Origin of the sequence: Acinetobacter sp. PC34, assembly GCF_051789135.1 — a bacterium.
GTDB classification, from domain to species: domain Bacteria; phylum Pseudomonadota; class Gammaproteobacteria; order Pseudomonadales; family Moraxellaceae; genus Acinetobacter; species Acinetobacter johnsonii.
On record NZ_CP196664.1, the window covers coordinates 458726 to 485375 of the forward strand.

At 43.3% G+C, this 26650-nt stretch carries 25 protein-coding genes, 4 tRNA genes and 1 pseudogene; 13 read left to right on the forward strand and 17 right to left on the reverse strand.

Going from position 1 to position 26650, the window contains the following annotated elements; genetic code table 11:
* Window positions 1-88: 88 nt before the first annotated feature.
* A pseudogene (locus ACSC9N_RS02240) lies at window positions 89-628 on the forward strand (TRAP transporter large permease subunit); the annotation flags it as partial.
* 406 nt (window positions 629-1034) lie between these two features.
* On the opposite strand, the gene ACSC9N_RS02245 reads toward ACSC9N_RS02240, so the two are convergent.
* Genes ACSC9N_RS02245 through rnr form a run of 5 tightly spaced genes read right to left on the reverse strand, consistent with a single transcriptional unit; the run spans window position 1035 to window position 7205 of the window.
* Complete coding sequence (locus ACSC9N_RS02245; RefSeq protein ID WP_131230652.1) at window positions 1035-1454, reverse strand: hypothetical protein; 420 nt, start codon at window positions 1452-1454, stop codon at window positions 1035-1037.
* A gap of 12 nt (window positions 1455-1466) precedes the next feature.
* Window positions 1467-1679, reverse strand: coding sequence for a YheV family putative zinc ribbon protein (locus tag ACSC9N_RS02250; protein ID WP_171503108.1), 213 nt, complete (start codon window positions 1677-1679; stop codon window positions 1467-1469).
* Window positions 1680-1731: 52 nt separating this feature from the next.
* Window positions 1732-3774, reverse strand: coding sequence for a M3 family metallopeptidase (locus ACSC9N_RS02255; RefSeq protein WP_171503109.1), 2043 nt, complete (start codon window positions 3772-3774; stop codon window positions 1732-1734).
* Between the two features lie 52 nt (window positions 3775-3826).
* Window positions 3827-4708 carry a VanW family protein gene (locus tag ACSC9N_RS02260; protein ID WP_159151617.1) on the reverse strand — a complete coding sequence of 294 codons (882 nt, stop codon included), beginning with the start codon at window positions 4706-4708 and terminating at the stop codon, window positions 3827-3829.
* A 58-nt stretch (window positions 4709-4766) separates the two neighbouring features.
* Window positions 4767-7205, reverse strand: coding sequence for a ribonuclease R (gene rnr, locus ACSC9N_RS02265; RefSeq protein ID WP_216070741.1), 2439 nt, complete (start codon window positions 7203-7205; stop codon window positions 4767-4769).
* A 264-nt stretch (window positions 7206-7469) separates the two neighbouring features.
* Here rnr and ACSC9N_RS02270 point away from each other — a divergent pair.
* From ACSC9N_RS02270 to ACSC9N_RS02295, 6 genes are all read left to right on the forward strand, one after another.
* Window positions 7470-7559: transfer RNA gene (locus ACSC9N_RS02270), tRNA-Ser, on the forward strand.
* A gap of 14 nt (window positions 7560-7573) precedes the next feature.
* A tRNA-Arg gene (locus ACSC9N_RS02275) sits at window positions 7574-7650 on the forward strand.
* A 48-nt stretch (window positions 7651-7698) separates the two neighbouring features.
* Window positions 7699-7775: transfer RNA gene (locus ACSC9N_RS02280), tRNA-Arg, on the forward strand.
* A 274-nt stretch (window positions 7776-8049) separates the two neighbouring features.
* A tRNA-Arg gene (locus tag ACSC9N_RS02285) sits at window positions 8050-8126 on the forward strand.
* A 270-nt stretch (window positions 8127-8396) separates the two neighbouring features.
* Complete coding sequence (locus tag ACSC9N_RS02290; RefSeq protein ID WP_004691260.1) at window positions 8397-8894, forward strand: YcxB family protein; 498 nt, start codon at window positions 8397-8399, stop codon at window positions 8892-8894.
* A 42-nt stretch (window positions 8895-8936) separates the two neighbouring features.
* Complete coding sequence (locus ACSC9N_RS02295; protein ID WP_131230646.1) at window positions 8937-9581, forward strand: fumarylacetoacetate hydrolase family protein; 645 nt, start codon at window positions 8937-8939, stop codon at window positions 9579-9581.
* A 58-nt stretch (window positions 9582-9639) separates the two neighbouring features.
* Here the strand turns inward: ACSC9N_RS02295 and ACSC9N_RS02300 are convergent, their stop codons facing one another.
* Window positions 9640-10446, reverse strand: coding sequence for an AraC family transcriptional regulator (locus ACSC9N_RS02300; protein ID WP_131230644.1), 807 nt, complete (start codon window positions 10444-10446; stop codon window positions 9640-9642).
* Between the two features lie 104 nt (window positions 10447-10550).
* Here ACSC9N_RS02300 and ACSC9N_RS02305 point away from each other — a divergent pair, with 104 nt between their 5' ends.
* Window positions 10551-11486, forward strand: coding sequence for a DMT family transporter (locus ACSC9N_RS02305; RefSeq protein WP_131230642.1), 936 nt, complete (start codon window positions 10551-10553; stop codon window positions 11484-11486).
* A 111-nt stretch (window positions 11487-11597) separates the two neighbouring features.
* On the opposite strand, the gene ACSC9N_RS02310 is transcribed toward ACSC9N_RS02305, so the two are convergent.
* Window positions 11598-12848: a YihY family inner membrane protein gene (locus ACSC9N_RS02310; protein WP_131230640.1), complete on the reverse strand. Its 1251-nt coding sequence runs from the start codon at window positions 12846-12848 to the stop codon at window positions 11598-11600.
* Between the two features lie 115 nt (window positions 12849-12963).
* Here ACSC9N_RS02310 and wrbA point away from each other — a divergent pair, with 115 nt between their 5' ends.
* Entirely contained in the window at window positions 12964-13557 is a 594-nt protein-coding gene (wrbA, locus tag ACSC9N_RS02315; RefSeq protein WP_125274120.1) for an NAD(P)H:quinone oxidoreductase, read from the forward strand.
* A 43-nt stretch (window positions 13558-13600) separates the two neighbouring features.
* On the opposite strand, the gene ACSC9N_RS02320 is transcribed toward wrbA, so the two are convergent.
* The 6 genes from ACSC9N_RS02320 to ACSC9N_RS02345 form a co-directional block, all read right to left on the reverse strand.
* Window positions 13601-13975, reverse strand: coding sequence for a hypothetical protein (locus tag ACSC9N_RS02320; protein WP_004691247.1), 375 nt, complete (start codon window positions 13973-13975; stop codon window positions 13601-13603).
* 211 nt (window positions 13976-14186) lie between these two features.
* Entirely contained in the window at window positions 14187-14588 is a 402-nt protein-coding gene (locus ACSC9N_RS02325) for a GGDEF domain-containing protein (RefSeq protein ID WP_227518538.1), read from the reverse strand.
* 156 nt (window positions 14589-14744) lie between these two features.
* Entirely contained in the window at window positions 14745-15239 is a 495-nt protein-coding gene (locus ACSC9N_RS02330; protein ID WP_227518665.1) for a GAF domain-containing protein, read from the reverse strand.
* Window positions 15240-15515: 276 nt separating this feature from the next.
* Complete coding sequence (locus ACSC9N_RS02335; RefSeq protein ID WP_004691243.1) at window positions 15516-16091, reverse strand: xanthine phosphoribosyltransferase; 576 nt, start codon at window positions 16089-16091, stop codon at window positions 15516-15518.
* 90 nt (window positions 16092-16181) lie between these two features.
* Window positions 16182-16892 (reverse strand): DUF3108 domain-containing protein, encoded by a 711-nt coding sequence (locus ACSC9N_RS02340; RefSeq protein ID WP_078389870.1) that lies wholly within the window; start codon window positions 16890-16892, stop codon window positions 16182-16184.
* A gap of 155 nt (window positions 16893-17047) precedes the next feature.
* Window positions 17048-17725, reverse strand: coding sequence for a hypothetical protein (locus ACSC9N_RS02345; RefSeq protein WP_125274119.1), 678 nt, complete (start codon window positions 17723-17725; stop codon window positions 17048-17050).
* A 260-nt stretch (window positions 17726-17985) separates the two neighbouring features.
* On the opposite strand from ACSC9N_RS02345, the gene ACSC9N_RS02350 reads away from it, so the two are divergent.
* On the forward strand, window positions 17986-18843 hold the full coding sequence (locus ACSC9N_RS02350) for an energy transducer TonB (protein ID WP_062032467.1): 858 nt from the start codon (window positions 17986-17988) through the stop codon (window positions 18841-18843).
* A gap of 45 nt (window positions 18844-18888) precedes the next feature.
* Here the strand turns inward: ACSC9N_RS02350 and ACSC9N_RS02355 are convergent, their stop codons facing one another.
* The 4 genes from ACSC9N_RS02355 to miaB form a co-directional block, all read right to left on the reverse strand.
* Complete coding sequence (locus tag ACSC9N_RS02355) at window positions 18889-19299, reverse strand: hypothetical protein (RefSeq protein ID WP_125274118.1); 411 nt, start codon at window positions 19297-19299, stop codon at window positions 18889-18891.
* 101 nt (window positions 19300-19400) lie between these two features.
* A complete protein-coding gene (ybeY, locus tag ACSC9N_RS02360; protein WP_078389867.1) occupies window positions 19401-19880 on the reverse strand; it encodes an rRNA maturation RNase YbeY in 480 nt (159 codons plus the stop codon).
* Window positions 19881-19937: 57 nt separating this feature from the next.
* On the reverse strand, window positions 19938-21014 hold the full coding sequence (locus tag ACSC9N_RS02365; protein WP_004977846.1) for a PhoH family protein: 1077 nt from the start codon (window positions 21012-21014) through the stop codon (window positions 19938-19940).
* 38 nt (window positions 21015-21052) lie between these two features.
* Window positions 21053-22510: a tRNA (N6-isopentenyl adenosine(37)-C2)-methylthiotransferase MiaB gene (gene miaB / locus ACSC9N_RS02370; protein ID WP_078389866.1), complete on the reverse strand. Its 1458-nt coding sequence runs from the start codon at window positions 22508-22510 to the stop codon at window positions 21053-21055.
* A gap of 310 nt (window positions 22511-22820) precedes the next feature.
* Here miaB and ACSC9N_RS02375 point away from each other — a divergent pair, with 310 nt between their 5' ends.
* The 3 genes from ACSC9N_RS02375 to ACSC9N_RS02385 all read left to right on the forward strand — a co-directional run bounded on the left by ACSC9N_RS02375 (window position 22821) and on the right by ACSC9N_RS02385 (window position 26625).
* Window positions 22821-24788, forward strand: a complete 1968-nt coding sequence (locus ACSC9N_RS02375) for a lytic transglycosylase domain-containing protein (protein WP_131230638.1) — start codon at window positions 22821-22823, stop codon at window positions 24786-24788.
* 18 nt (window positions 24789-24806) lie between these two features.
* On the forward strand, window positions 24807-25469 hold the full coding sequence (locus ACSC9N_RS02380) for a ribonuclease T2 family protein (RefSeq protein ID WP_131230636.1): 663 nt from the start codon (window positions 24807-24809) through the stop codon (window positions 25467-25469).
* Between the two features lie 169 nt (window positions 25470-25638).
* Window positions 25639-26625 (forward strand): malate dehydrogenase, encoded by a 987-nt coding sequence (locus tag ACSC9N_RS02385; RefSeq protein ID WP_004691225.1) that lies wholly within the window; start codon window positions 25639-25641, stop codon window positions 26623-26625.
* The last annotated feature ends 25 nt before the right edge of the window (window positions 26626-26650 follow it).

Below are 26650 nucleotides of genomic sequence, written 5' to 3' on the forward strand. Positions count from 1 at the left end.
AGAATACCGTGAAGGGCTACATGGTAATGCCGCAGATGATGGACAAGTGGTGAATCATGGGGTGGTTCAATCTAGTTCCATGGACGTGTTACGCCAAGTCGGTTTTTGGAAGTCGATGCATATCTCGACCAGTGAAACCGTTGGGCACATTGGTGCTTTGGTCATTTTAATGGCACTGTCGGTGAGCGTGGGCGGATTGCTTGAACGTACGGAGGTAATGAGTTTCTTCCCGACTGATATTAGCAGTACGTTTTTGGTCATTACTCTGATTTTGGGATTGATGGTCTTTGTTGGGATGATTATGGATCCGTTTGGCGCCGTGATCTTGATTTCTGCGACGGTTGCACCTGTGGCCTATCAATATGGTATTCATCCTGTCCATTTTTGGATGATCACCTTGATTGGCTTTGAGTTGGGCTATGTGACACCACCTGTGGCCCTTAATCACCTTTTAGCAAGACAATCCATTGGTGATGCCGAGGTAAATGAGGCCGATGAGGAAGTGCGTCATTTATCTTTCTATTATCGTTATGAACGTTGGATTTTACCTTTGATCGTGTTGTTCCCAGCGATGCTGATCATTGCTTATGTTCCATACTTCTTTAAGTTATTTGGCTGGTATCACTAAGTTGTGAACTTGAGTTAGACCATAAATAAGCATCTTCGGATGCTTTTTTTAATGCTTTAGCTTTATTGACGATGCTGGTCAGGAAAATGGTTTCTTTGCAGCGACTACCACTCAAATCAAAACAAAGTACAAGGATATTGCTAAGCGTCCCATCTTAAAAAATCAGCCCGCACTTAAGCTCAATGAAAAGAATCAATCGATCCATAAAGTCCCTCTAAAAGAAACCCTTTGCATGTCTAGGAGGGGGCATAACGAATGCAATGTCATTCATGGAACTAGGTGGGCAAGAATGATGAGTTGTGTAATGGCTTTGCGCTGATTGAATAGGTGGGTGAAGCAGCAGGGCAAAAAAAGACGTTAGCGTATCAGTCGATAAGCTAACGTCTTTAAAAATAACAACCGTATTTTACCGAGCAGCCAATTGGGCTTCTAACAGTTTAATTTGTTCTTCTTTGAGTTTTACCAGCTCATCGGCATCTTTGTGCTGTGCTTGCAAGCTCTTTTCCTGTTCCTTCAACTGGCTTTGAATATCGTCCAGTTTCGCCACTTCTTCTTTGGCAAGTGAGGCATTTTCAGGTACAGGTGCTTTTAAAATATCTTCTTCGACCAATTTAATGGTGTTGTCAGCCATGGCGGTCGAAACTGCTTTTTCAGCTTCTGGAAGCGTCTTCACGGTCGGTTGGATCAACTCCGCTTGGTGCATCGGTGTTATAGGCTCTTGTGCAGCAAACAACCACTGATAAAGTGCGAAAATCGCAATGATTGCGACCAAACCTGCTGTAATACCCCAGAGTAATTTAGGGTTGTTGTGTTGTACGGACGACATTCGATTCAACCTTTATTCTTTGGATTGACGTGGTTTAAATTGAATGACCCCAACCTCGTCAGGGATAGCAGGGATCTGAGGCTTGTCTACATGAGTTGGACGATTCTCAGAATAACCACAGTCGATACATTCAATCCATTCATCGTCATTCGAGGTAAGCATAACAACTCGATCCATCGCCTGACATTTAGGACATTTTGCACCTGCAATGAAACGACGTTTAATAGTCATTAGACTTACCTTCTGAACAATTTAGGCGCCTAGTTTACTCACTTTTTTAGCGGTTCGTCCAACCTTGATGACGAAGTAAAGCATCTATTTTTGGCTCGCGTCCACGGAAATTGATAAATGCATCAAGCGCTGTATCTTTTCCGCCAACTGCTAGAATAAACTGACGAAATTCTTTTCCAGTGACAGTATTAAAAATCCCTTCATTTTCGAAACGATCGAAGGCATCACTGGCCAAAACTTCCGCCCATTTATAAGAATAATAACCTGCTGCATAGCCGCCTGCGAAAATATGACTGAAGCTATGTTGGAAGCGGTTATAAGATGTGGTTTCTAAAACAGCATATTGTGCACGGATCTCATTTAAGGTGGCTTGGATCTGATCTGCTTTCAAAGCAGGGGCTGCTTTATGAATGCTGAGATCGAATAGGGCAAACTCAATTTGACGTAAACTTTGCATGCCAGATTGGAAGAAACGCGCGTCCAGCAAGGCTTTGAGTAGACTTTCTGGTAAGGTTTCTTGGGTGTCAATATGTGCACTGAGCAGGTCTAAGCTTTCAGTATCCCATGCCCAAAATTCCATGAATTGACTTGGCAACTCCACCGCATCCCATGCCACGCCGTGTGTCCCCGCAACTGCAATATTGTCGACTTCTGTCAACATATGATGTAAACCATGTCCAAATTCATGGAACAAGGTGATCACTTCATCATGAGTCAGCAACGCTGCTTGATCCCCCACAGGTGGCGTAAAGTTACACACCATATAGCAAATCGGTTTTTGTAGGCCTTGCGTTGTTTTGGTGCGAGAGCGGAAACCACTCATCCATGCGCCACCACGTTTGCCCTGACGCGCATAGAGGTCAAAGTAGAATCCACCGACCACTGCACCTTGATCTTCTAGTTCAAAATAGCGTGCATCTGAGTGCCAAACTGGGGCTTCACGCTCCACAATTTGAATCCCATAAAGACGATTCACAATGCTAAATAAGCCCTGCAAAATCTTGGGTGCAGGGAAGTAGGGCTTGAGTGCTTCTTGAGATAAATTGAACTGCTGGACTTTCAATTTTTCCGAATAATACGTGCTGTCCCACGGTTTTAAATCCTCAATGCCATCTTCAGCAGCAATAGCTTTCAGCTCCGCCACTTCTTTGAGCGCAGGGGCACGTGAATGTTCAGCTAAATCACGTAAGAATTGATCCACCGTTGCTACATTTGGTGCCATTTTGCTGGCCAATGAAAGCTCGGCGTAGTTGTTGAAACCTAACAGTGCAGCCATTTCCTGACGCAGGCTTAAGATTTCTTCCATCGCCGCGGTGTTATCAAACTCAGCGTGTTCAGACTGATCAGATGCACGTGTGGTATAGGCACGATACAGTTCTTCGCGTAAAGGACGGTTTTCCGCGTAGGTCATAATTGCCAGATACGATGGGAAGTCTAAAGTGGCAACGGGTTGATCAAGTTCGCGCTGCTGACCATATTGTTTTAACAGCTCAATACTGCTTTGTGGTAAGCCTGCCAGTTCGTGTTCCGCTAAAGGTTTGAAATAGGCTTGGGTGGCATCCAGAACATGGTTGGAAAAGTCGGACGATAGTTGTGATAAACGTGCGGAGATTTCTGCATAACGTTTTTTGGCTTCACCTTCTAAAGCCACCCCAGACAGTTTGAAGTCGCGCAGTGCAAGTTTAATCGCACTTTGTTGGGCTTCAGGGAGGTGATCAAATTGCGCAGCATCATGAATGTGTTGATAGGTTTGATACAGCGCTGTGTGTTGACCTAACTCGGTATAGTATTCACTTAAGCTTGGTAATAGTGACTGGTACACCTCACGAGTTTCAGCATTGTTCATGACCGCATTGAGGTGGGACAGCACGCCCCATGCTTCACTCATATTATTTTCTAAATGATCGACTTGTTCTAAGACCGCAAGCTGTCCCTGAATTGATTCAGGGACTTCGCTCAGGTCTTTTAAAAAACTTTGGCCCTGTTGAATTGCCTGTTCGATCTGCTGTTGGAGTTGTACTAAGGTGATTTGATCAAACTGTGGAACAGGCAAGGTTGCTTTTTCTAATGTCATGCGTTTAAGCCAAATTAAATGTTCAGTTATCACTAGATGTAAGGGTGATGCCGTGGGAAATCAAGTTTTAATTGGTTTTGATGTTTTGCGCTGCTTGAAATTCAGCCCATGATGGGTAGTGCTGATCAATGCGTGAGGGCTGATAAAGCACTTTGGCAAAGTTACGGGTCATGCATTCAGTGGCTAAGATTTCACCGCTTTTATATTTTTCTTTGCGGTGTCGCCAAATTTCGTTTTGTCGGTAGTAGTCCGTCCCGATTTTTAGGAAGGCATGCTGTTGTTCAAATACATGGTAGACATAGCCTAAATCGGCGGAGCAACGCAGTTCACCTTCTAAACATTTCTCACTAAACCACAGCCGAATTTGAAAGCTATGCGGGGTGGGGTTGTAAATTTGATAATCAATATAGTTATAAAAAATTGCAGCGCCACTACCAAATGGAAGTACACGACCATGATCTGGAAAAGGGTCAAAGGAGTGCTGTGAACGCTGTACCACTTGCAATGGGCTATGCAAGACAAGCCAGTGAATGAGATTGGCAATTTGGCAAATACCGCCGCCAATACCACCGCGTGCTTGACCAAAGCTGAGTTCCATTCCCTCAACATAGCCTTTTTGAGCTGTTGGTTGTCCTACCAACTGACAAAAAGAAAAAGTCTGTTGTGGGTGGATTAAAATCCCAGAAATACACGGACTGGCAATTTTGAGATTGATGACTTTATTGTGTTGCCAGTGCTGATCGATGTCGCCTAATTTACGAAACAGAACGGACTGATGCTTTTTGACGCGAAAAGCCAAAGGAGCGTTAGAAAATGAATGTGCGTAGTCTTTCCCATCTGTTTTCCATTGCCAATAGCGCATCATACGTCGGCTACGCGTGGCCATGAAGTAAAGCAAGGGATGATATTGGCTGATGGGTTTGCTTAAAAATAAACGCAAAAAATTCATGTTGGCCCTATGAAAAAAGGTGCTAGGACACATTAAGCCCTAGCACCTTTTTCATCATTTACTCAGTTTTCGCTTTTGCGTTTGATTTTTTCTTTTTAAGTTTAGCCTTTTTCTTCACTTTATCTTTAACCTTTGTTTCAGACTTTGATGAAGATTTTTTACCAGGCTTTTTGCTGTAGGAGCTAGGTTGGGATTTATCTTTTTTGCGTCGTATGGGCTGGTCTCCGCTGTTACTGGGAGAGGCGTTTGTCGACTCGCTGAAGACTTCTTCTTTACTTTCGCTTCGTGCTGTTTTGGCTTTACCAACACGGGGTGCTCGACTACGTATGGGCCGACCACCATGTGAGAGTTGCTGCAATAATTCAAAATCAATTTTGCGGTCTTCTAAATTCACTGCTGCAACTTTGATTTTCACTTCATCGCCCAAGCTAAAGCTTTGACCACGTGCTTGCCCAATCAAGCTCTGACTTGGTTGGTCATAGACAAAGTAATCATCGCCCAGTTGGCTGACATGGATCATGCCGTCAACATATAAGTCTTTGAGTGTCACAAACAGACCAAATTCTGCTACTGCAGAAATGGTGCCGACAAACTCTTCACCCAAATGCTGCTGCATATAATGACATTTCAACCATGTGGTGACAGAGCGAGATGCTTCATCTGCACGACGTTCAGTCGCTGAGAAATGTTGACCAGCATCATCTAGCGCAGCCCCTGAAAGAGGTGCCGGTTTATGTTTTAACTTGGCTTTAATGGCACGGTGTAATAACAAGTCTGGGTAACGACGAATTGGAGAAGTGAAGTGCGTATAGGCTTCATATGCCAAACCAAAGTGACCTGCGTTATTCGCGCCGTAGTAGGCTTGCATCATCGAACGTAACAGCACGGCATGGATACTTGGGGCATCAATACGGTCTTTGGTTGCATCAATCACGGCTTGGTAGTCTTTCTGAGTCGGCTGTTCTGGGAACGGTAGACCGAGCAGTTTGACAAAGTCGCGTACTTTTTGAATACGTGAAAACTCAGGTGGTTCATGAATACGGTATAACATTGGCACATCATGTTGTAGCGCATATTCAGCCGCTGCCACGTTTGCCAACAACATACATTCTTCAATCAGTTTATGCGCATCATTACGCGTACGCGGTAAAATTTCCTTAATGCCGCCCAGCTCATCAAAGGTCATGTAAGTTTCAACAGTTTCAAATTCCATGGCATGACGTTCAGCACGTAAACCTTTGAGGACTTGATAGAGTTGGAACAGGGTGTTCAAGGATTTGCGAACATCACGGTCTTCAGGAATGGCACTGCTGTCGCCGTCAAAGTATTGGGCAACATTGGTATAGGTTAAACGTGCTTTTGAGTGCATCACAGATGGGTAGAACTCAAACTTGGTGACCCGACCTGCACGTGACAGGTTTAAATCACAGACCATACATAGACGGTCTACATGCGGATTGAGTGAACATAAGCCATTCGAAAGAGCTTCAGGCAACATCGGTAAAACAAAGTGCGGGAAATACACCGATGTACCCCGTTCTTGAGCTTCATCATCCAGTGGTTTGCCAGAACGGACATAGTGACTCACATCTGCAATCGCCACCACCACACGATAACCGCCACCTGGACGTTTTTCTGCATAGACCGCGTCATCGAAGTCGCGTGCATCTTCACCATCAATAGTGACTAAGGCTAAATCACGTAGGTCAATACGACCTTCACGGTCTTGCGCTGACGGCTCTTTAAAGCTCTCTGCTTCTTTTATGACTTCTTCTGGGAACTCATACGGCAAACCAAACTCTAAAATGGTTTGCGGAATAATAATTTCAGTATCGGCCTTGTCTGCCATCGATTGCACAATATGACCTGTCGCCAACTCATCTTTGGTTGGGTAGTCATCAATTGCGACACGAACCGAATCGCCCACTTTGACTTGTGCGTGTTCGATTAACTCTTTTTCTAAAGTAATCGGTTGGTGCGCATTCGGATTTGCTGGTTGAATAAAGTATTCACCATCATGTATTGATACTTTACCAATGATTTGCTTCACACGATGTTGCACTACCTCGGTAATAAAGCCCCAAGCTTTACCTTTGCGGTCTACTGAGGTTTGACGCACTTTAACACGGTCACCATTAAATACTTGGCGTAGTTCACGTTCAGGCAGAAGTAAGTCTTCATGACCTGCAATATTGGCCGTGCCAAAGCCTTTACTATTGATGTAAACCGTTGCTTCATGTTCAGGTTGCTCTTCGGCAATTTGAAATTTGAAGCCATCTTTCATCAGTTGACCATCACGAACCATCGCAATTAAGCGATGGCTGAGCGCTTCAATGCTTTTTTGGTCTGCAATTTCAAAAATTTCGACCAAGTCCGCATGCGATAAAGCCGTCTTTTTTTCTTCGATGGTTTCTAAAATGAGCGTGCGGCTCGGAATAGGGTTGTCATAACGTTCAGCTTCAGCTTTTGCTTCAGGATCGACCCAATTTTTCATAATGTCTTTGGCTGTATGTCAGTAGATAGGATTAGCATAAGTCATGCGAAGACAGACTGCACGCAAATGATTGCAATATTGTGTTTTATGTCGGCAATTTAGAATATCTGCTGTTTTATTCAACATGCAGATCTAGATAAAAGAATAAATTTAGCTGAATCCGCCCTAAATTGTTTAAAAAGTATTTAATTGAACAGAAATATGCAAAAAATTGAGTGTCTGTGCTTGCAGTGCTAGCATGAAGTTTGTATTATGGCCGCACGTTACGGTGAGATGGGTGAGTGGCTGAAACCACATCCCTGCTAAGGATGCGTACGGGTAACTGTACCGAGGGTTCGAATCCCTCTCTCACCGCCAACTTTACTTATGTCGCGCTCATAGCTCAGCTGGATAGAGCACTTGGCTACGAACTAAGGGGTCGGGAGTTCGAATCTCTCTGAGCGCACCAATAAGTAAACTGTATGTAACGTATCGCCTGAATTGGCACACAAGTAATGCGCTCATAGCTCAGCTGGATAGAGCACTTGGCTACGAACTAAGGGGTCGGGAGTTCGAATCTCTCTGAGCGCACCAACTTGAACAATTAACCGCACATGTTGCGGTTTTTTTGTGTCCGTAAAAATGAAGTGTTTCGCTTGAGAAAGTGATTTATCAAGAAAGATTCGATATAAATAAAGCTCTACTCTTGCGTGATTCCCCAGCTATTTTCATATGCAACGATCAATATGTTGGTTTATGCAGCGTTTTATACCCACTATGCTTAATAACTGGGCAGTTGATCGGCTTTTATGAAAATAAGACTTAACAAAAAATAAGATTCACGTATAATTCACCCCATCAAGACGTCGCGCTCATAGCTCAGCTGGATAGAGCACTTGGCTACGAACTAAGGGGTCGGGAGTTCGAATCTCTCTGAGCGCACCAATTTGATAAATATTGAAAAAATCGCACATGTTGCGGTTTTTTTTGTGCCTGCACTTTCTGTTCAGTAGAAATCCATAGCAGGGATGGATTTTTTGCCGTAGTTATTCAGTTGTTTCTTACATCTTAGTTTTATCATGCGGTTCTGATATCGGTATGGCCTCGGCTTGAGTGGATCGCCGCTAATCAACATCGATCTGCTAAAGTCCTAAAAAAATGACCGATTGTGTTGTAGTATTGAGCACAATATTTTTAGCTATTTGATATGACCCTATGTCAGAGAACAAGCCTGCATTATCGACACGTTATTTCCTCACTTTAGAAGAGTCCCAAGATGGTTTTGCCTTAGCGACCTTTGGTAAAAAGCAAATGACGCGTTTTATCACGCCGTTGATTAGTGTCGGGATTATTGTGTGGGGCTTTATGCTCGGCTTTTCAGGCGTCGGTCGCTACTATGTGGCATTGGGTATATTTTTCTTGGTTTTACAAATTCTCATGCGCTATTGGTTTCTGCCGATGATGTTTAAGCGCCAATTTGTGAAATATCAGTTTGGTAAAAGTGAGCAAGGCATCGATTTATACCAAGATTATGCGGAAATTTATGCCAATGGTCGCAAGCAAGTGGTCCATTATAATGAAGTGCAAAAGTTTGCCAGTGGCAAGTTGACCTATATGCTTGAGCTGAAAAACCGTACTGTGGTGATTGTGCCTAAGCGTGCGTTGGCCGATAGTGCGGATCAAGCAAAATTTGAAAATACTTTCAAAAAATAAACATTTTGCTCCATAACACCATCAACAAATCAGAGGAAGATCATGAGTACACGTCCATCTAAAATTGTCTGTGTCGGTCGTAGTTATGCAGACCATGCCAAAGAATTAGGCAATGCGATTCCTGATCGTCCGGTTTTATTTATTAAACCACCGAGCAGTTTGCTCAGTTTAGATGCGGGCATCTCTTGGAATCCTGCATGGGGCAGCTGCCACTATGAATGTGAACTGGTTTTACGCATTGACCATCGCCTAAGCAAAGCAACCGATCCAGCTCAAGCCCTGCAAGCAGTGGGGGCTGTGACTTTAGGTTTGGACTTAACCTTGCGTGACTTGCAAGATGACTTGAAAACCAAAGGCCAGCCTTGGGAACGTGCTAAAGCCTTTGATGGTTCGTGTGTACTGGCAGACTGGGTTGCTGTTTCCGATGTGGTACAGGACTGGGATGATGTGCATTACAGTTTTCATGTCAATGATGAGCTGCGCCAAGCGGGCAACACTGCACACTTAATTTTTGACATTGGTACCTTGTTGGCCGACATTAGCCAAGTCTTTACTTTGGAAGCAGGCGATGTGGTCATGACAGGCACACCTGCTGGGGTCGCTGCATTACAGGCGGGTGAGCAGTTGAAAATGACCCTAAAAGGCAAAAAACAAGACTATTCTTGGAATACCTTTGTTAAAGCTTAATTTACAGGCTTTCAAACCCCATCATTCAAAAAGATCACTTCGGTGATTTTTTTTAGCGTTATTGGTGGCTATGGTACAGTTTACGGAACTGATCGGGGATATATACCATCCAGCGTTTAAACATATTAATAAAGGCCGATGCATTGGCATAGCCCAAATCCAGCGCGATACTTTCGACCTTTTTTCCCTCTGTCAGCATGCTCATGGCTTTCATGACTTTTAAGCGCTGTCGCCATTCATTCAAGGACATGCCAAGTTCTTTTTGACTATAACGTGCGAGTGTGCGTTCAGTCATATTGTGCTGTACCGCCAGTTGTTGCAAAGAACTGTTGTCCGCAGGGTGCAGATGTAAAAAATCTAAAATACTTTTCAGGGTCGGGTGTTCAGAGTGCGGTAAATAGCTACTGACCAATTCTGCATGGTGTAATTGATCAAGCAAGACATAGAGTAAGCGCATGTGTTCAGGTGCATCATCTGGCAGGCTGTGTTGTCTCAAATGCTTAAATAGTGCCGTGACCAAAGGTGAGCTGAGCATAATACCGGCTTGTTGAGGCAGATGAGTGCATAAGCTTTCATGGATATACAAGGTACCATGCGAAACATCGGTACGATTTAAGCTACTATGGGCTACATTGGGTGGAAGCCAAATGCCATAAGGTGGCGGGGTAAGGTAGTCAATCTGGTTGATATTCACTTCCATCACACCATTAAAGGCGTATACAAATTCGCCCCATGCATGTCCATGCACGGGATAAACCGACTGCGCGGGATCTTCGCGAAAGCTGATCCATAATAATTTATCAATATGATCATTGGTCGGTAATTGTTTGAGTTGCGCGCTCTTTTTTTGTTGTCGTTGGGGCATGGCTGAAATTGCCTGAATAAGAAGATCTCTTGTCTGTTTTAAATTATATGTTTTATTTCAGACAAATCTATAGTGAGCTTTGATCTTTTTCAGTGGAGCAGGTCGTGAGTAGTCGTCAAGCGCTGGACAGTAAAGCTTCAGGGATTATGTTTGGGCTGTGTATTTTGTGGGGATTACAACAAGTGGTGTTAAAGCTTGCTGCCCCCGATATTTCTGCAGTGATGCAAATTGCACTTCGCTCAGGCCTCTCTGCGTTGATGGTTTACCCCATGATCAAGTTGGCAAAGGGTACATCTTTATGGGGGCGAGACTATTTACTTGCAGGAATTTTAGTCGGGCTTTTGTTTGCAGCTGAATTTTTTCTGGTCGCGCAAGCTTTACGCTTTACCTCAGCGGCGCATACTGTAGTTTTGCTTTATACCGCGCCTATTTTTGTAGCATTGGGTTTGCATTGGAAATTACCCTCTGAACGCTTATCACTCATCCAGTGGTTGGGCATTGCATGTGCATTTTTCGGGATCGTGATTGCATTTTTATTTCGCCCTACAGCTTCACAAGCGGCTGCGAGTTCGGCACTTTGGGGTGATGCTTTAGCACTTTTGGCAGGGGTATTGTGGGCAGCCACAACTATTGCAGTTCGGTTGACTAAACTAGCAGAAGCACCTGCCACCCAAACTTTGTTTTATCAGCTCTTTATCGCATTTTTAGTGTTATTGCCTGTGGCTTTCTTCATGGGACAAGCGACGATTCACTGGTCTGTATTATCTCTTACAAGTTTGCTTTTCCATACCGTTGTCGTGTCATTTGCCAGTTATTTGATTTGGTTTTGGCTGTTGAAAAAATACTTGGCATCCCAGTTGGGGGTCTTTTCTTTTTTGACCCCAATCTTTGGGATGTGTTTTGGTGTGATATTACTCAATGAGCAGCTGGAACTCAACTTTTTGGTGGGAACATGTTTTGTGTTGATGGGGGTGATGGTGGTGAGTTTGCATCACAAAATTAAGCAGTATGTACAGGCCTTTAAAATGGCTTTGCAGTAAATACTGGGTAGGCTCGAATCTATCTCAATTCAGGGTGAAGGTTGAACTTAAATTGATTTGAGTTAGCGGATAAAAAAACGTGTCATAGACACGTTTTTTTTTATAGAAGGCTTAAGATTTATCATCAAAAATTGTAGACAGCGGAATGGCGAGTTTAGCCGCCAAGTAATCATCCGATTCTACTAACGCTGGGCCAATTTTCTGCATCCAGACATCATCAGGATGGACATTACCCAAATCTTTACGCTTTGGTAAAGGGTAAGGAAGTTTGCTGTAAAAACTCCAAAAATCGACTTGAGATAAATTACGTACCAGCACATATTGGTTGTCATCGGTACGTTTGACTAAGTTTTGCTGTTCAAGCATAAACACGTAACTCGGCCAACGCCCCAATTCATCTCGCCCTAATACATCTAAAGCTTCATCATCAGAGACACTGAGTCCTTGCTGTTGCTTTTTATAAAACAGCTCCAGCAAATCTAGTAGCATAATGACAGGGTGTCGTTTTTGCTCTTTATGGGAGGTAAATGCGGTCAGTGCATAACTAATTTCGACCCCAATCAGGACAATATTCCAAGACAGAAAAATCCATAACAGGAAAATTGGAATCGCGGCAAATGCACCATAGATAATTTCATAACTGGTAAAGTTCGACATAACGAAGCCGAATAAGTTTTTTAGGAGTTCAAACACGACGGCACTAAATAAACCTGCAATCAAAGCGGATTTCATTGGGACACTGCGGTTTGGAATGGTCCAATTCAGAATAAAAAAGCCGACGACAGTTAAGCAGAATGAAATTAGCCACAGGACAAATGCGCCATTAAGCTCATAGCCTGCAAAATTATTACTCAGAACGTTGAGGGAAGCCATTGTCGACGAAATAACAAAGGCACTACCAAGTAGAATGGGGCCTAAAGAAATAATGGTCCAATAGCGCATAAAGCCAATAATGCCGCCGCGGGTTTCACGAACGCGCCAAATTCGGTTAAAGACTGTTTCAATACTGGTTAGCATCATGACGGTGGTGACGAATAAAAATAAGATCCCAATAATGGTTAAATTACTGGATTTATCGGTAAACGCATTTAAGGCCTTATCAAAAGCAATCGTGGTTTTCGGTAAAAAATTACTATAGATCAGTTGTTGTAATTGCTGCCGTGCAGGTTCAAGTGCTTTGATTGAGGAAATGATCACCAAAAAAACGGTTAGCATCGGAACGACGGCAAATAAGGTGGTATAGGTCAGTGAACCTGCTTGTTCACGACATCGATCGGCCTCAAAGCGTCGCAGTACAAATAAAACGAACTGAAACCAAGTTTTCTCATAGAAAGGAAGTTTTCTTAAGTACTGTTCTAACATAGGCAAAGTATCTCTTTTGTTTTCTTCATCTTTTCTACATTTTTCACCCTAAGCTTAACCAAAAAATAGGAAAAATACCGTATAGTTTTATTTTTTCTGTTACCGAACTCTATTCATGCAAACCTATGTTTTAGTTTTATATTACAGCAAATACGGCAGTACCCGTGAAATGGCGCATCTGATTGCAAATGGAATTGAAGCCAGTGGTGTTGCAGTTAAAATTCGAACGGTGCCAAATATTGCGGCTGTGGTGAAGGAAGCAGAGCCGAGTATTCCTGCAGAAGGCGATATTTATTGTAGTTTAGCGGACTTGGAAAACTGTGCGGGTTTGGCGCTAGGCTCACCCACTCGCTTTGGTAACATGGCTTCTGAAATGAAATATTTCCTCGATCAAACCACCAGTCTTTGGCTCAATGGAGCTTTGCATGGCAAGCCGGCTTGTGTGTTTACCTCATCAGGTTCGATGCATGGTGGCCAAGAAAGTACTTTATTGACCATGCTGCCACCATTGTTTCATCATGGCATGATGATTTTAGGATTGAACAATGCCATTCCCGCATTGTCACATACTAAAACAGGTGGAACACCTTATGGCGCTAGCCATGTCAGCGGGCCTCGACATGATCAGCGCTTAAGCCAAGATGAAAAAGTGCTGTGCGAAGCTCAAGGTAAGCGTCTTGGGGAAGTTGTGAAGAAACTACAAGCCTAGAATATTTAGACATGAAAAAAGCCCATCAATGATGGGCTTCTTATTATTGGGCTGGCTTCAGATGCTGTTCTTTGAACTTTGTACCGCACTTGAGACATTTATAGTCAAGAAATACATTTTTATCGACAATCACACCCGCTTTTTTACCAAAACGATGTCCTAAAAAACCACCTGTCACACCAATACTGACTGCACCGACAAAAGTGCCAATGGTACCACCCATAATCACCCCAAGAGGTCCAGCCGCTGCACCGATCGCCGCACCAATAGAGGCTCCAGATGCTGCACCACCGACGGTACCAGCAGTTGCACCTGCCGAACTGAGCAATACGCCCCCAATTTTAGTCAGTTGTTGCTCGTGATTGCGTTTTTCAACATCACTAGAGCCACATTTTGGGCAGAGAATTGTATTTTCCATAGTCTATTGGCCTATTGGGATACCAGTGATTGAAGCTGGCAGCCGTTTTACGGTGTGGATGACACGTTGCGCAAAACAACCGTGTTTTGCGCTTGAATTTGAAAGATCTAAACAACTGAATCTAGAGTAAATCTTAGTTGAACTTGCAGCAATAATATTTATTAAACTTGTAATTTTCTTGAGTAGTTTATGCTGTGTTTTTAAATATGGTTTAGTTGGCAAAGTGAATTCGGTTTCTTCCTGCTTGCTTGGCACAGTACAAGGCTTTATCTGCACGTTTAAAGACATCCTCTGCATCTGCGTCATGTTTGCCGACTTCAGCAACCCCTATACTGACTGTGAAACACAGCACTTCTTGCTCATAATGCACTTCCATGGCTTCAATCGTTGAACAAATGCGTTTAAAGACCCGCATGGCTTCATCACCCAAGCAGGCGGGTAAAATAATCGCAAACTCCTCACCACCGATACGGGCTAAAAAGTCTTCGTCACGCAGTACGCTGCGGATTTTTTTGGTCATCTTTTTCAGCACATGGTCACCTGCGGTATGCCCATAACAGTCATTCAGCTGTTTAAAGTGATCAATATCTAAGATACCTATCGTAAATGGCACGCGAGTATGGCTGAAGTGCTACATGGTTTGATTACTTTCTTGCAGAAATACTCGACGATTAAAGGTTGCTGTGAGTTCATCTGTAGATGTTAAGACCGCCATTTCTTGCACTTGTAAATGCAGTTTAATATTTAAAGCTAACCATGTGGCGAGGCTCTATAAAAGAATCGCTTGTTGTAGGGTGTAGTGATATTTACGTTGATCTGCCACATTTAAGGTGCCAATACACACGCCATTGTGAATCATAGGCGCATCCATACAGGTGCCCATGCCATGCTCGGAAAGCATTTTACAATCCAGCTCATCCGACTGAGCGAGGTCATCGCAAATGATCAGTTGAGACTGAGCAAAGACTCGTCCGACAAAAGTCTGCTCAATCGGAATTTTAAAATCCATCAGAATCGCATGATTGCCTGAGATCGAATACAGCTTGAGATATTCTTCAGTATCTTGCAGGGTAATACTGGCCCGATCCGCATCAAACACGTGAGAAATCCAGTAAGCAATGGTATCTAAAACAGCTTGTAAGGAGTCTGCTTTACTCAAGTCGTGAATGAAGTCTACAGGGAGTTGAATGGAGTGTACGCCATCAAATCCAGATAATTGGCTTGGGGTAAATGATCGTTCAGTTAATTGTTTCTTATTTATCATTCAATACGGTATCTCTATAAAATAGTATCCAGTTTAGTCTTTATTGGTTTTGCTCTTAGAAAGTGGACATTACCTTTTAGATTTGATCATGCTATATAAATCGCGTTTCTCCAACTTCAGTGTGTAATTAAATTGAAAAAAAACGATATATTTTTACTTTAAATTAAAAATAACCTACAGCGCAAATGTGGCATTTACATGTGGATGACCCGCGGGTCATCTGAGTGACAAAAAAAGAGCACCTGAAGTGCTCTTTTTTGAAGTTAAACGCCGTGATTAGTCACGAACAAATTCAACAGTACCATTTGCCAAAGACTTTACGCGTGCCAAAGATTCAACGCGGTAGCCTTTTTCAAGCAAAATGTCACGACCAGGTTGGAATGATTTTTCAATCACAATACCGACACCGACAACTTCTGCTTTCGCTTGGTGAATTAGGTCAATCAGCCCCAATGCTGCTTGACCGTTAGCCAAGAAGTCATCAATCACGAGGGCTTTATCTGCTGAGCTGATGTGCTTATTTGAAATTGCAATCGTGCTTTCCGTTTGTTTGGTAAACGAAAAGACTTTTGAGCGGTAAAGGTCATCTTTTAAGGTTAAAGATTGGTATTTACGCGCAAAAATAACGGGCACGCCCAGTTCTAAACCTGCCATGATTGCAGGTGCGATACCTGATGCTTCAATCGTGATGATTTTAGTGATGCCTGCATCTTTAAAACGAGCAGCAAATTCTTTACCGATTAATTGCATCATAACCGGATCGATTTGGTGGTTTAAGAAAGCATCAACTTTCAGAACTTCATCAGATAGAACGATACCTTCGCTTAAGATTTTCTGTTCTAGTGCGTACACGGGAGAATCCTCTAGGGGCAGGTGCTTTTTCAAGCAAAAGCGTATTTTAGGAAGCACCTGAAAAAATGCAAGTAAAATTCGTCAAAATGACTAATTGCTTGCACCTTTATAACCCGTTAATAGCAATCCATAGGATGTTTTCTTATCAACATGGCTGACTTTGACTGGAAGGTAGTCCAATTTAGGTGCTAACCAGAAAATGGTTTCGCGGCCAGGTTTGTCATGTTTCATGACTACTTTAATCGTGTCAAAGGTGCCATAATCGGTTTTGATTGACTCAGAGCCTTGCTTCACAAATTTACGTGCTTCGACTTCTTTGGCATCGGCCAAATAATAAGTCGATTTTAAACCGCCATTTTTGATGTCTTCCCGAAGTTGTAATTCAGCATTCAGTTCATCCAGTACGCCAGCTTTCCAAGCGAAAGAACGCGCTTCTTTGTCTTTCTTGGTGTTGATGGTTTTTGCCGCTGGATTGAAGTTAATACTCATGGTGTTGTTATGCACCAAAATTTTACTGCTACGACTAAAACTGCTGGACTGAATTTGCTTACCGTTGAAACTAAAGCGACTGCTTTCGGTTGCAGAGGCGATACCACCAGCTTTGGCTGCAAAGACATAGTTCCAGTTGTTGCCCGATTTCGATAACGTACGTGACGCTGAGCCCATGTTTTTGCCATTATAGTTAAATTGATAACTGGCTTGGAATGGACTCATGGCAAAGGTTTGACTTGAGAAACCGACAAATAGCAAGGTGCTGACACCTGTTGCCATTGCGACTGTTTTCAACATTGATTTAGCCATAAGAAAAAGTTTCCTATTCAGTTGTAGGCACAAATTTTTTGCATAGAAATATTATGCACGTTGATTATGAAGAAAAAATTCGAAACATAGGGCAAACTGTAGTTTTATGTTTCTTTTACCCACCTTAAGTCACATTTTAGTCGCAGCATCCCGAGTTATTTTTGTCGAATTGGCGAGACCGTGCTTTCGTCTAGATTGGGTTCAATCAAGTCATGGATAGAGGTTTGCGAAAACTTATTAAATAACGCTGTTAAGTTGACATTACCGATCACCACCAATTCTGCTTCACGCAATACGGCATGATTGACATGGACTTTACCTAAAGTATCGATAATGGAACGGTTTTTCCCTAACCAGCGATTCAGATCCAAATGCAGCAGATCATCTTTGACTTTAATCACATTCAGTTTTTCTAAAATCATGCCTAAGGGGTCTTGATTCAGGACTTTTTGATAAAAGAATAGGGCACAGCGCACGCCAATTTTATGAAATACCGTTGGGTATTCAGCATCCAGAACACTGGTGTCACTGATTTGCTCAAATACAATCAACTGCGTTTTTTTATTTAACTCCATTTGTGCCAGTTTCAAATCTACCGAAAGCGTGAGTTTGAGCCCGTTATAGTCGAGTGTGGCATATAAGCGTAACCAATCATCATGTAAGTCGGCATGCAGGTCTTTCAACATTCTCACGTTATCGGTCACAAAACGTTGAAAAGTGGCATTTAAAAAGACTTGAGACATTGGAAACTCGCGCTCATCCTCAATAAATCCTTCCGCCTTTTGATAAACTTGGCGTAAACGATTTGAAATGTTGGAAATAAGCGTTTGCATAAGAGGCGTCCTAGCTAATCAACGTGTTTGAGCGATCAGATCTCTGGTCGAAATGTTTAAAAAATACTGTTCATGAACCTTGCAGTTTAGCAAAATTAATTGCACCATTTTCATGATTTTACGAAACAGTGAATCTAAAGGGCACAAGGTCTCATTCTACGCAATAAAATGAAGACTGTGTCTATTTTATACTGCGCGCATGCGCTTTGGGGAACAAGACAAATTGTCGGTTTGGTGTGATGCTTAGAAAAATAAATGTAATGCCTTTGGCTCATGATTGGTGGAAAGACCCAATTTTTACAGCGACCGTCGTACTGGCGGTATTTTTGCATCTCGTGATTTTGACTTTGCAATTTGCGATGCCTCAAGAAAATGATGCGGCAGTGAAAGAAATTGCCGTTACCTTGCGTCCTTCTGATCAAAAAATTGAAAATGCAGATTTTTTAGCGCAAGCCGATCAACAAGGTTCAGGGACCTTTCGTGAATCACATCGCATGTCGAGTGACATGCCTGCACCGATGCTTGAGCAAAGTACAGGTGAGCAGCAGCGCGAGACTTTAGAGCAGATTCAACAAAAACGTGAGCTGAATTTTGAAGAAAAACTGTTGATGACGACTTTAAGCTGGCAAAAACAAGCTGAGGATAATCAGCGCAAAAAAGCCATGGAAGAAATGAACAGTCAGTTTCAAGCCAAAGCAGCAATGGTGGCCAGCCTTGAAGCGCAATATTTACAACGCCAACAAAACTTTAGCCGTCAGCAAAAAATTAAAACAGTCGATGGTATTCAAGCCAAGCAAGATATTTCGGCCGCCTATCTTGAAAAGTTCCGTCAGAAAGTTGAATTTTATGGCAACCGTTACTATCCAGAAGCAGCTAAACAGCAGCGGCTGGCGGGTGAAGTGCGTTTAATGGTGATTCTAAATGCATCAGGAGGCATCCGCGCTATTCGCCTGATTGATAGTTCAGGCCATGAGATGCTTGATGAGGCTGCAAAAGCGTCGGTGCGTAAGGCCGCACCATTCGGTGGATTTGATGCCAAAATGAAGGATATTTCTGAGTTACGCATTGTGCGTACATGGCGTTTTGACCCAGCAGAGGCGGAGTTTGAAGTGCACTGAGCTGTGCACTTTTAAGTATACTCTGATGATTTTGCTTACTTCGATTTATTGGGTTGCGCGGACATAGGCCCCGTCTTGACGTCCACCGATCCAAGTCACAGTTAAATGAGACTCTTCCACATCTAGGCGGCTAGGAAAGATTTCTAAATGCTTGCTATATTTCGGCAATGCCTTTAAACCAATGCAGTTGCCATTTTTCCACCATGTCCCCTCAGCATATTGATCTAAAGAGCCGACAGCTAAGTACCATTTAAATTTACCGTTGGTCTCTAGTAAAAGCTCGGAACCGACCTCCATAACACCCTGCAAATAATAATGTCCAGCCCACGCCTGAGCTGTGTCTTGAAACTTTACTTTCTGACAGGATGTTTGATTTTCATCATTGCTCTTGGCATAAAGTGGCGTGGTGCAGAATAGGGTAATAACGCAGAGTAGTTTTGAAATCGATGTATGCATTTTTATAATCTCTTCATTTATTTTTTCATCTTGCATTATTTTTAACATAAATAAACCCGACACATCGAGATGAATCAGGTGAGTTGTTTCAGATCTAATAGCTATTGTTCTAAATAAGGGTTTTCAAAACCGAGTTTAGCCAAAATTTCAATTTCGATACCTTCCATTTCTTCAGCATCTGCTTCTGACGTTTCATGGTCATAGCCCATGAGGTGCAAAGTGCCATGTACCAACATATGAGTGAAATGCGTCAGTGGCGCTTTGTTTTGTTCTTTCGCTTCCAACAGCACCACAGGAATGCAAATGACTAAATCGCCAATAGGAAATGAGTCAAGAATTTGCGCCATTTCATCGGGCAAGTCACTCGGGAAAGATAACACATTGGTTGATTTATCTTTGCCGCGATATTCCAAATTCAATTTATGACTTTCATCATGGTCGACACAAGCAATGCCAATTTCACAGTTACTCTGTGTGTCAATATGGCGTAAAACAGTTTCTACAACTTTTTTGATATAACCACGTTTCAAGACCAATTCAGGTGCTTGAAAGTCCTGTTGTAGAGAAAGACTCAGTTTCAAAATAGATCCTTAAATAATGACATCTGCGGGCATTTTAAAATGCCCGCAGGCTTTAACTTAATGCTGAGCATCGGCAGCGGCATCATTTTCAGCCACTAAGGCCTCTTGACGCGCTTTGCGTTCAGCACGCGCTTCAGCCGTTAAGCGATGTTGTTCTGCATCCCATCCCTCATAAGCTTCAACAATTTTTTGCACTAATTGGTGGCGTACCACATCACGAGAGTGGAAGCGGGTAATGTGAATTTCTTTGATTTTGTCGATGATGCGTAAAGCATGCGCCAGACCAGATTGCTGACCACGCGGTAAGTCGACCTGTGTGATATCGCCTGTAATCACTGCGCGCGAACCAAAGCCTAAGCGTGTGAGGAACATTTTCATTTGTTCAGGCGTTGTGTTTTGTGCTTCGTCTAAAATCACGAAAGAGTGGTTTAAAGTTCGACCACGCATATAAGCCAGTGGTGCGACTTCAATCACTTGACGTTCAATCAGTTTGGCTACTTTTTCAAAACCAAGCATTTCATACAAGGCATCGTAGAGTGGGCGCAAATAGGGGTCGATTTTTTGGCTTAAATCACCCGGCAGAAAACCAAGTTTTTCACCTGCTTCAACGGCAGGGCGAACCAATAAAATTCGTTGAATTTCATTACGTTCTAGCATGTCAACTGCGGCTGCAACTGCGAGATAGGTTTTACCTGTACCCGCAGGTCCAATACCAAAAGAAATATCGCTTTGTAGAATACGCTGCACATAACGCTTTTGGTTGGCACCGCGTGGATTGATACGACCTTTACGGGTTTGGAGCCACACTTCATCTAAACCAGTGTGCTCTTGTCCGTCGAGGTCTTCTTGCAATTCACGGTCAGTCTGACTGCCTTGAATCATGAGGTGTAAGGTATCGGCACTGATTTGTGCTGTATTTTCTGCTTCTTCATGCAGGCGATGGAGCAGACCTTCTGCTCTCTCAACTGCATCCATTTCACCATCGACATAAAATGCATCACCTCGATGGGAAATAGTGACATCTAAACGCTGTTCGATTTGTTTCAAATGACCGTTATAAGCACCGAGCATGCTCTTTAAACGTTCTATTGAAACCCCAGGAAAAGTTACTGTACGTCGAATCGCTGCAGTCAAGAGAATTCCTTTAAGTAGTCAGAATCTATTCCCTTACATTACGCCACGTCAGGCTCAAGATTCAAGAGTTCACCATAAACAAAATTCAAAGTTTTAATCTCGGTCACTTCGATTTCGGCGAAACGTCCGATCCATGCTGCATCACCAATAAAACTCACATAACGAGTGTTATCCGCCGTACCAATCAGTAAGTTTGAATCTTTGTCTGAAACTTTCTCGACCAAAACACGTTGAATGGTGCCGAGCATGGCATCGGTCTTGTCAATACTCGAGCGTTTGATCCATTTTTGAACTTTACTGAGACGCTCTTTTTTTACCTCTTCAGAGGTAGTGTCTTCAAGATCAGATGCAGGTGTACCTGGACGTTTTGAATAGACAAAACTGTAGGAATGGTCGAAGTCCATATCTTTGATGAATTGATAGGTTTCTTCAAAGTGAGCATCGGTTTCACCCGGGAAGCCAATGATGAAGTCACTGGATAAATGCATATCAGGACGGACTTTACGTAATTTGGCAATTTTGTCGATATACACATCAATGGTGTGGTTACGCTTCATGGCTTGCAATACATCGTTTGAGCCACTTTGTACAGGCAAATGCAGATGCGACACCATTTGCGGTAGGTCACGGTAACATTCAATCAAGTCATCATTAAATTCAAGCGGATGTGAAGTGGTGTAGCGTAAACGCCCAATCCCCGGGATTTCTGCAACAAGACGTAACAAGTCTGCAAAAGTACAGATATTGCCTTCGAACGTTTCACCGCGGTAACCATTCACGTTTTGACCCAATAAAGAAATCTCACGTACGCCTTTTTCGGCTAATGTCGCAATTTCTGCTAAAACATCATCCAATGGGCGAGAAACTTCTTCACCACGGGTGTAGGGCACTACACAGAATGAACAATATTTTGAACAACCTTCCATAATTGAAACAAAAGCCTTGTAACCTTCCACACGCGGTTCAGGTAAAAAGTCGAATTTTTCAATGTCAGGGAAAGAAATATCGACCAATTTGATTTTTTCTTTCTTGGGTTTTTCGATTTGATCAAAGTGCTGATCCAGCATTTGTGGCAAACGGTGCAAGGTTTGCGGGCCAAAAATCATGTCGACATAATTGGCACGTTTTTGAATGTTGTCGCCTTCTTGCGAGGCCACACAACCACCGACACCAATGATGAGATCCGGATTTTTGTCTTTCAGCTTGCGCCAGCGACCCAATTCAGAGAACACTTTTTCTTGGGCTTTTTCACGAATCGAGCAGGTATTCATGAGTAGAATATCGGCTTCTTTCGGGTCTTGGGTCAGCACATAACCGTGCGAGTCGCCAAGTAAGTCTGCCATACGGTGACTGTCATACTCATTCATCTGACACCCTTGCGTTTCGATATACAGTTTTTTAACTGATCCATCGATGGCTGGGGTGTGCTGTGGCTGGGTAACAGTGTTTTCTGAGGCAGCTTGGGCACCATTTGGAATGAAGGTTTGAACCGTCATGTAGGCTCCTAAGGGGGGATAAATCTAGGTTTTTGTGTCTGATCGGTATCTGTGGCGGCGAAAGCAGAGCTTGGCTGGCGACAAAAAAGGGCGATCAAACACCATGTGAAATCTACGAAAGGCGCATATTTTAGCAGGAAATCTGAATAAACTTATAGCTTTAAATCTGAAGCTAAAAAGATTGATTTGTGAAGTGAAAATGCAGGAAAATTAATATTGTCTAATCATAAGGTTACATAAGAGAACAATAGAGTCTGTTATGAGTTATTAAACTAATGAAAATGATGAGACGAGACTAGGCAATCCAAAGATGACTGAAGGCAAACCCATGTTAAAACGATTACAGAATAAATATTATCAAGTGTTTGCGTTGGGTGTGGCTGCCTTGGGTCTATCTGCAGCGACACATGCCGCAGATGAACAATTTAATGATGCCTTGCGTGCAACAAATACAGGTAATGTTGGTTTATTACAGCAATATCAAAGCAGTATGCAGGGTGATGTGCTGGGCTATTATCCTGAATACTGGGTGCTTAACAGTAATTTGGCGTTGCAACCTGCGGCGAATATTGTTGGATTTGCACAGCGCTATCCGCAATCTGCCATGGCTGAGAAGTTAGCAGCAGATTACATCGAAGAAAAAGTCAAAATGGCCGATTTTGCTTCCGCGCAGCCGGTATTGGCCTATGTGTCCAATGCAGATCGCGCAGAAAGCTGCGCCATGGCGCAAGTCCGTGCCAAGTCAGGCGATCCTTTGGTTTTTGCCGAATATAAAGATGTTTGGCTCACCACCAACTCACAACCTGAGTCTTGTACAGGGCTGGGGCGCATGATGTTGTCTAGTCCACTGATGACGGAACAAGACAAACAACAACGTTTATGGGCGCAGCTGCGTGCAGGGCAGTCAGGTCAAGCGGTTGCAACCGCACAAACCATTGGCATGAATCTGTCTTTGGCGCAGCTGAATAGTATTCAAGCCGATCCACTGAACTATCTCTGGTCCGCACCGAAAGCGTCGGCGGCAGATCAAGCATATTTAATTTATGCCATTGGCCGTTTAGCCGACAGTGATCTAAATACTGCACTGGCGTCGGTCAAGCGTGCTGCAGAGGGAACACCAGAGTCGGTGCAAAAAGCGTTGTACCGTGCTGTGGGGTATATCGGTGGCACAACCGTCATGAAAAATAATTTTAATGTCGAAGTGTTGCAAGCTTTCGATCGGAGCTATGGTTTAGCACTGAGTGAAGAAGAAGCTGAAATTTATGCACGCCAAGCCATTCGTTTCGGCGCATGGGAGAGTGTCATTCGTGCCATTGATGGCATGAGTGTGACGCAGAAACAAGAAGATCGCTGGCAGTATTGGTTAGCCCGTGCTTCAGAACAACGTGGTGATGCAAAATCAAAAGCACTGGCGCGCGAGATCTTCAAAAAATTGTCAGTAGGTGACGATTATCATAACTTATTGGCAAAAGATCGTATTGGTCAGCGTTATCAAACGATTCCAGCAAATACCCAACCGAGCAATGCGGATGCGCAGCGTTTGAGTCAAGATATTCACTTTAGCCGCGCTTTTGCACTGCGCAACGTCAATGCGCCAGACAATTATGTCAACCGTGAATGGAATTGGGCAGTTCGACAAGCGTATTTAAAACAAGATGATGGCTTAATTTTGGCTGCTGCCAAACGTGCAACCGAAATGGGATGGTATGACCGCGCGATCTATGCAGCCGATCGAACCGTCAAGCAACATAACTACAGTTATCGTTATGCCATGCCGCATCAAAGCTATGTGGTCAGCCATAGTCGCAATGCAGGCATAGATCCTGCATGGGCGTATGGATTAATGCGCCAAGAAAGCCGATTTGTTACCCATGCTCGCTCGCATGTGGGGGCAGGTGGTTTGATGCAAATCATGCCAGATACGGCAAAACTAGTCGCTAGACAAATGGGTGAAACCTATAATCCTGCTGCACTGAGTGATATGAATACCAATGTTCGTTATGGCACATTCTACTTGTCCATGATTCAAAGCCAATTAAGCAACAGTCCTGTACTTGCCACAGCAGGTTATAACGCAGGGCCAAATCGTGCGCGCCGTTGGCAGCCTGATAATCAGCCGATTGCGGCGGATCAATACACAGAAAGTATTCCTCTGACTGAAACTCGCGATTACGTTAAGCATGTCATGAGTAATGCGACACATTATGGTGTTCTGCTTGGACAGGGCCCACAGTCAATCACCCAGCGCATGCAAAATATTCCATTTAGAAGTCAATAATAAAGGCCTAGGCATTTTATGGTTTTGATGTCATCCCAATCAGTCTTAACGCAAAAGCTTCTGCTGTTGATCAGCAGCGGCATTGCTATGGGGTTTTTTGCGACATCAGCCCATGCAACACCGACCGTGTTTGGCTATGTGATGGAAGTTCAAATGACACCCGCCGTGTGTTTGTTCGATAACCAAGGCTCAAAGAAACGGAAATGTTTGGAAGGCTATTCACTCAATATTACAGGCTTGTACCCTGAAACCACGACACGAGAGTGTCAGACCAAGTCTTCAGCTGTATTGTCTCCGCTTCAAACTAAAGTGGTGGCTAGGGTCATGCCCGATGAGCATGCACGTCGTCAGTTGTGGGCAGAGATTGGGGGGTGTGTGCCGATGAGTGCCAGTCAATATTTCCGTAACGTGATTAATTATGCAGAACGTTTAAAAATCCCCGCAGATTTGACTTCATCTGAAAATAAAACCGCGCAACTGCATAGCTTACGTGGACAGTTCCAACGTTTGAATCCTGGACTGCCTGCAAGCGGGTTACGTTTTAGCTGCCGTACTCACCGTCAAACCAATATTTTGACCGAAGTCAAAGTTTGTTATAAACCCAATGGTCAGTACAAAGGTTGTGCAGAGAATATACAAGAAAACTGCCCAAATTCTTTTGCGATCAAGGGTTCTTACTAATCTCTTTCCCTAAATTAATTTATATTTCCTATCATACTTTTGTTGGAATTCATTCTCTTTTACATGCATCTGCCAAAGTATTGGAGTACAATCTTTGCCGTTTATGATTATTAAGATTAGATAGAACAGCTATTTAATCATATAACGTTCCTCAAATGGAGATAAGTACATGAAGCAACCTGTTCGCGTTGCCGTTACTGGCGCTGCTGGTCAAATCGGTTATAGCCTATTATTCCGTATCGCTAGTGGCGAAATGTTAGGTAAAGACCAACCAGTTATTCTGCAATTGTTAGAAGTTCCTTTTGAGAAAGCTCAAGCTGCGCTTAAAGGCGTAATGATGGAATTAGACGACTGTGCTTTCCCATTATTGGCTGGCATGATCGGTACTGATGATCCAAAAGTTGCATTTAAAGATGCTGACTACGCGTTATTGGTTGGTTCACGTCCACGTGGTCCTGGTATGGAACGTGCTGACTTATTGAAAGTGAACGGTGAAATCTTCATCGGTCAAGGTCAAGCACTAAACGAAGTTGCTAGCCGTGACGTTAAAGTACTTGTTGTAGGTAACCCTGCAAATACAAATGCTTACATCGCAATGAAATCTGCTCCAGATCTTCCAGCGAAAAACTTTACAGCAATGTTACGTCTTGACCACAACCGTGCGTTGACTCAAATTGCTCAAAAAGCGGGTGTTGCTGTAGCAGACATCAAAAACATGACTGTTTGGGGTAACCACTCTCCAACAATGTATGCTGACTACCGTTTTGCAACTGTAAACGGCGAAAGCTTAAAAGACAAAATCAACGATGCTGACTGGAACGCGAATGTATTCCTTCCAACTGTTGGTAAACGTGGTGCTGCGATTATCGAAGCGCGTGGTTTGTCTTCAGCAGCTTCAGCTGCGAACGCTGCGATCGACCATATGCGCGATTGGGCTCTTGGCACAAATGGCGAATGGGTAACGATGGGTATTCCTTCTGACGGTTCTTATGGTATTCCTGAAGGCGTAATGTACGGCGTTCCTGTAACTTGCGAAAATGGCGAATACACACGTGTTGAAGGCTTAGAAATCGATGCGTTCAGCCGTGAGCGTATGGACAAAACTCTTCAAGAACTTGAAGAAGAGCGCGCAGCAATTGCTGACATGCTTAAATAATTAAAAACCGATCGGTTCAAGATCT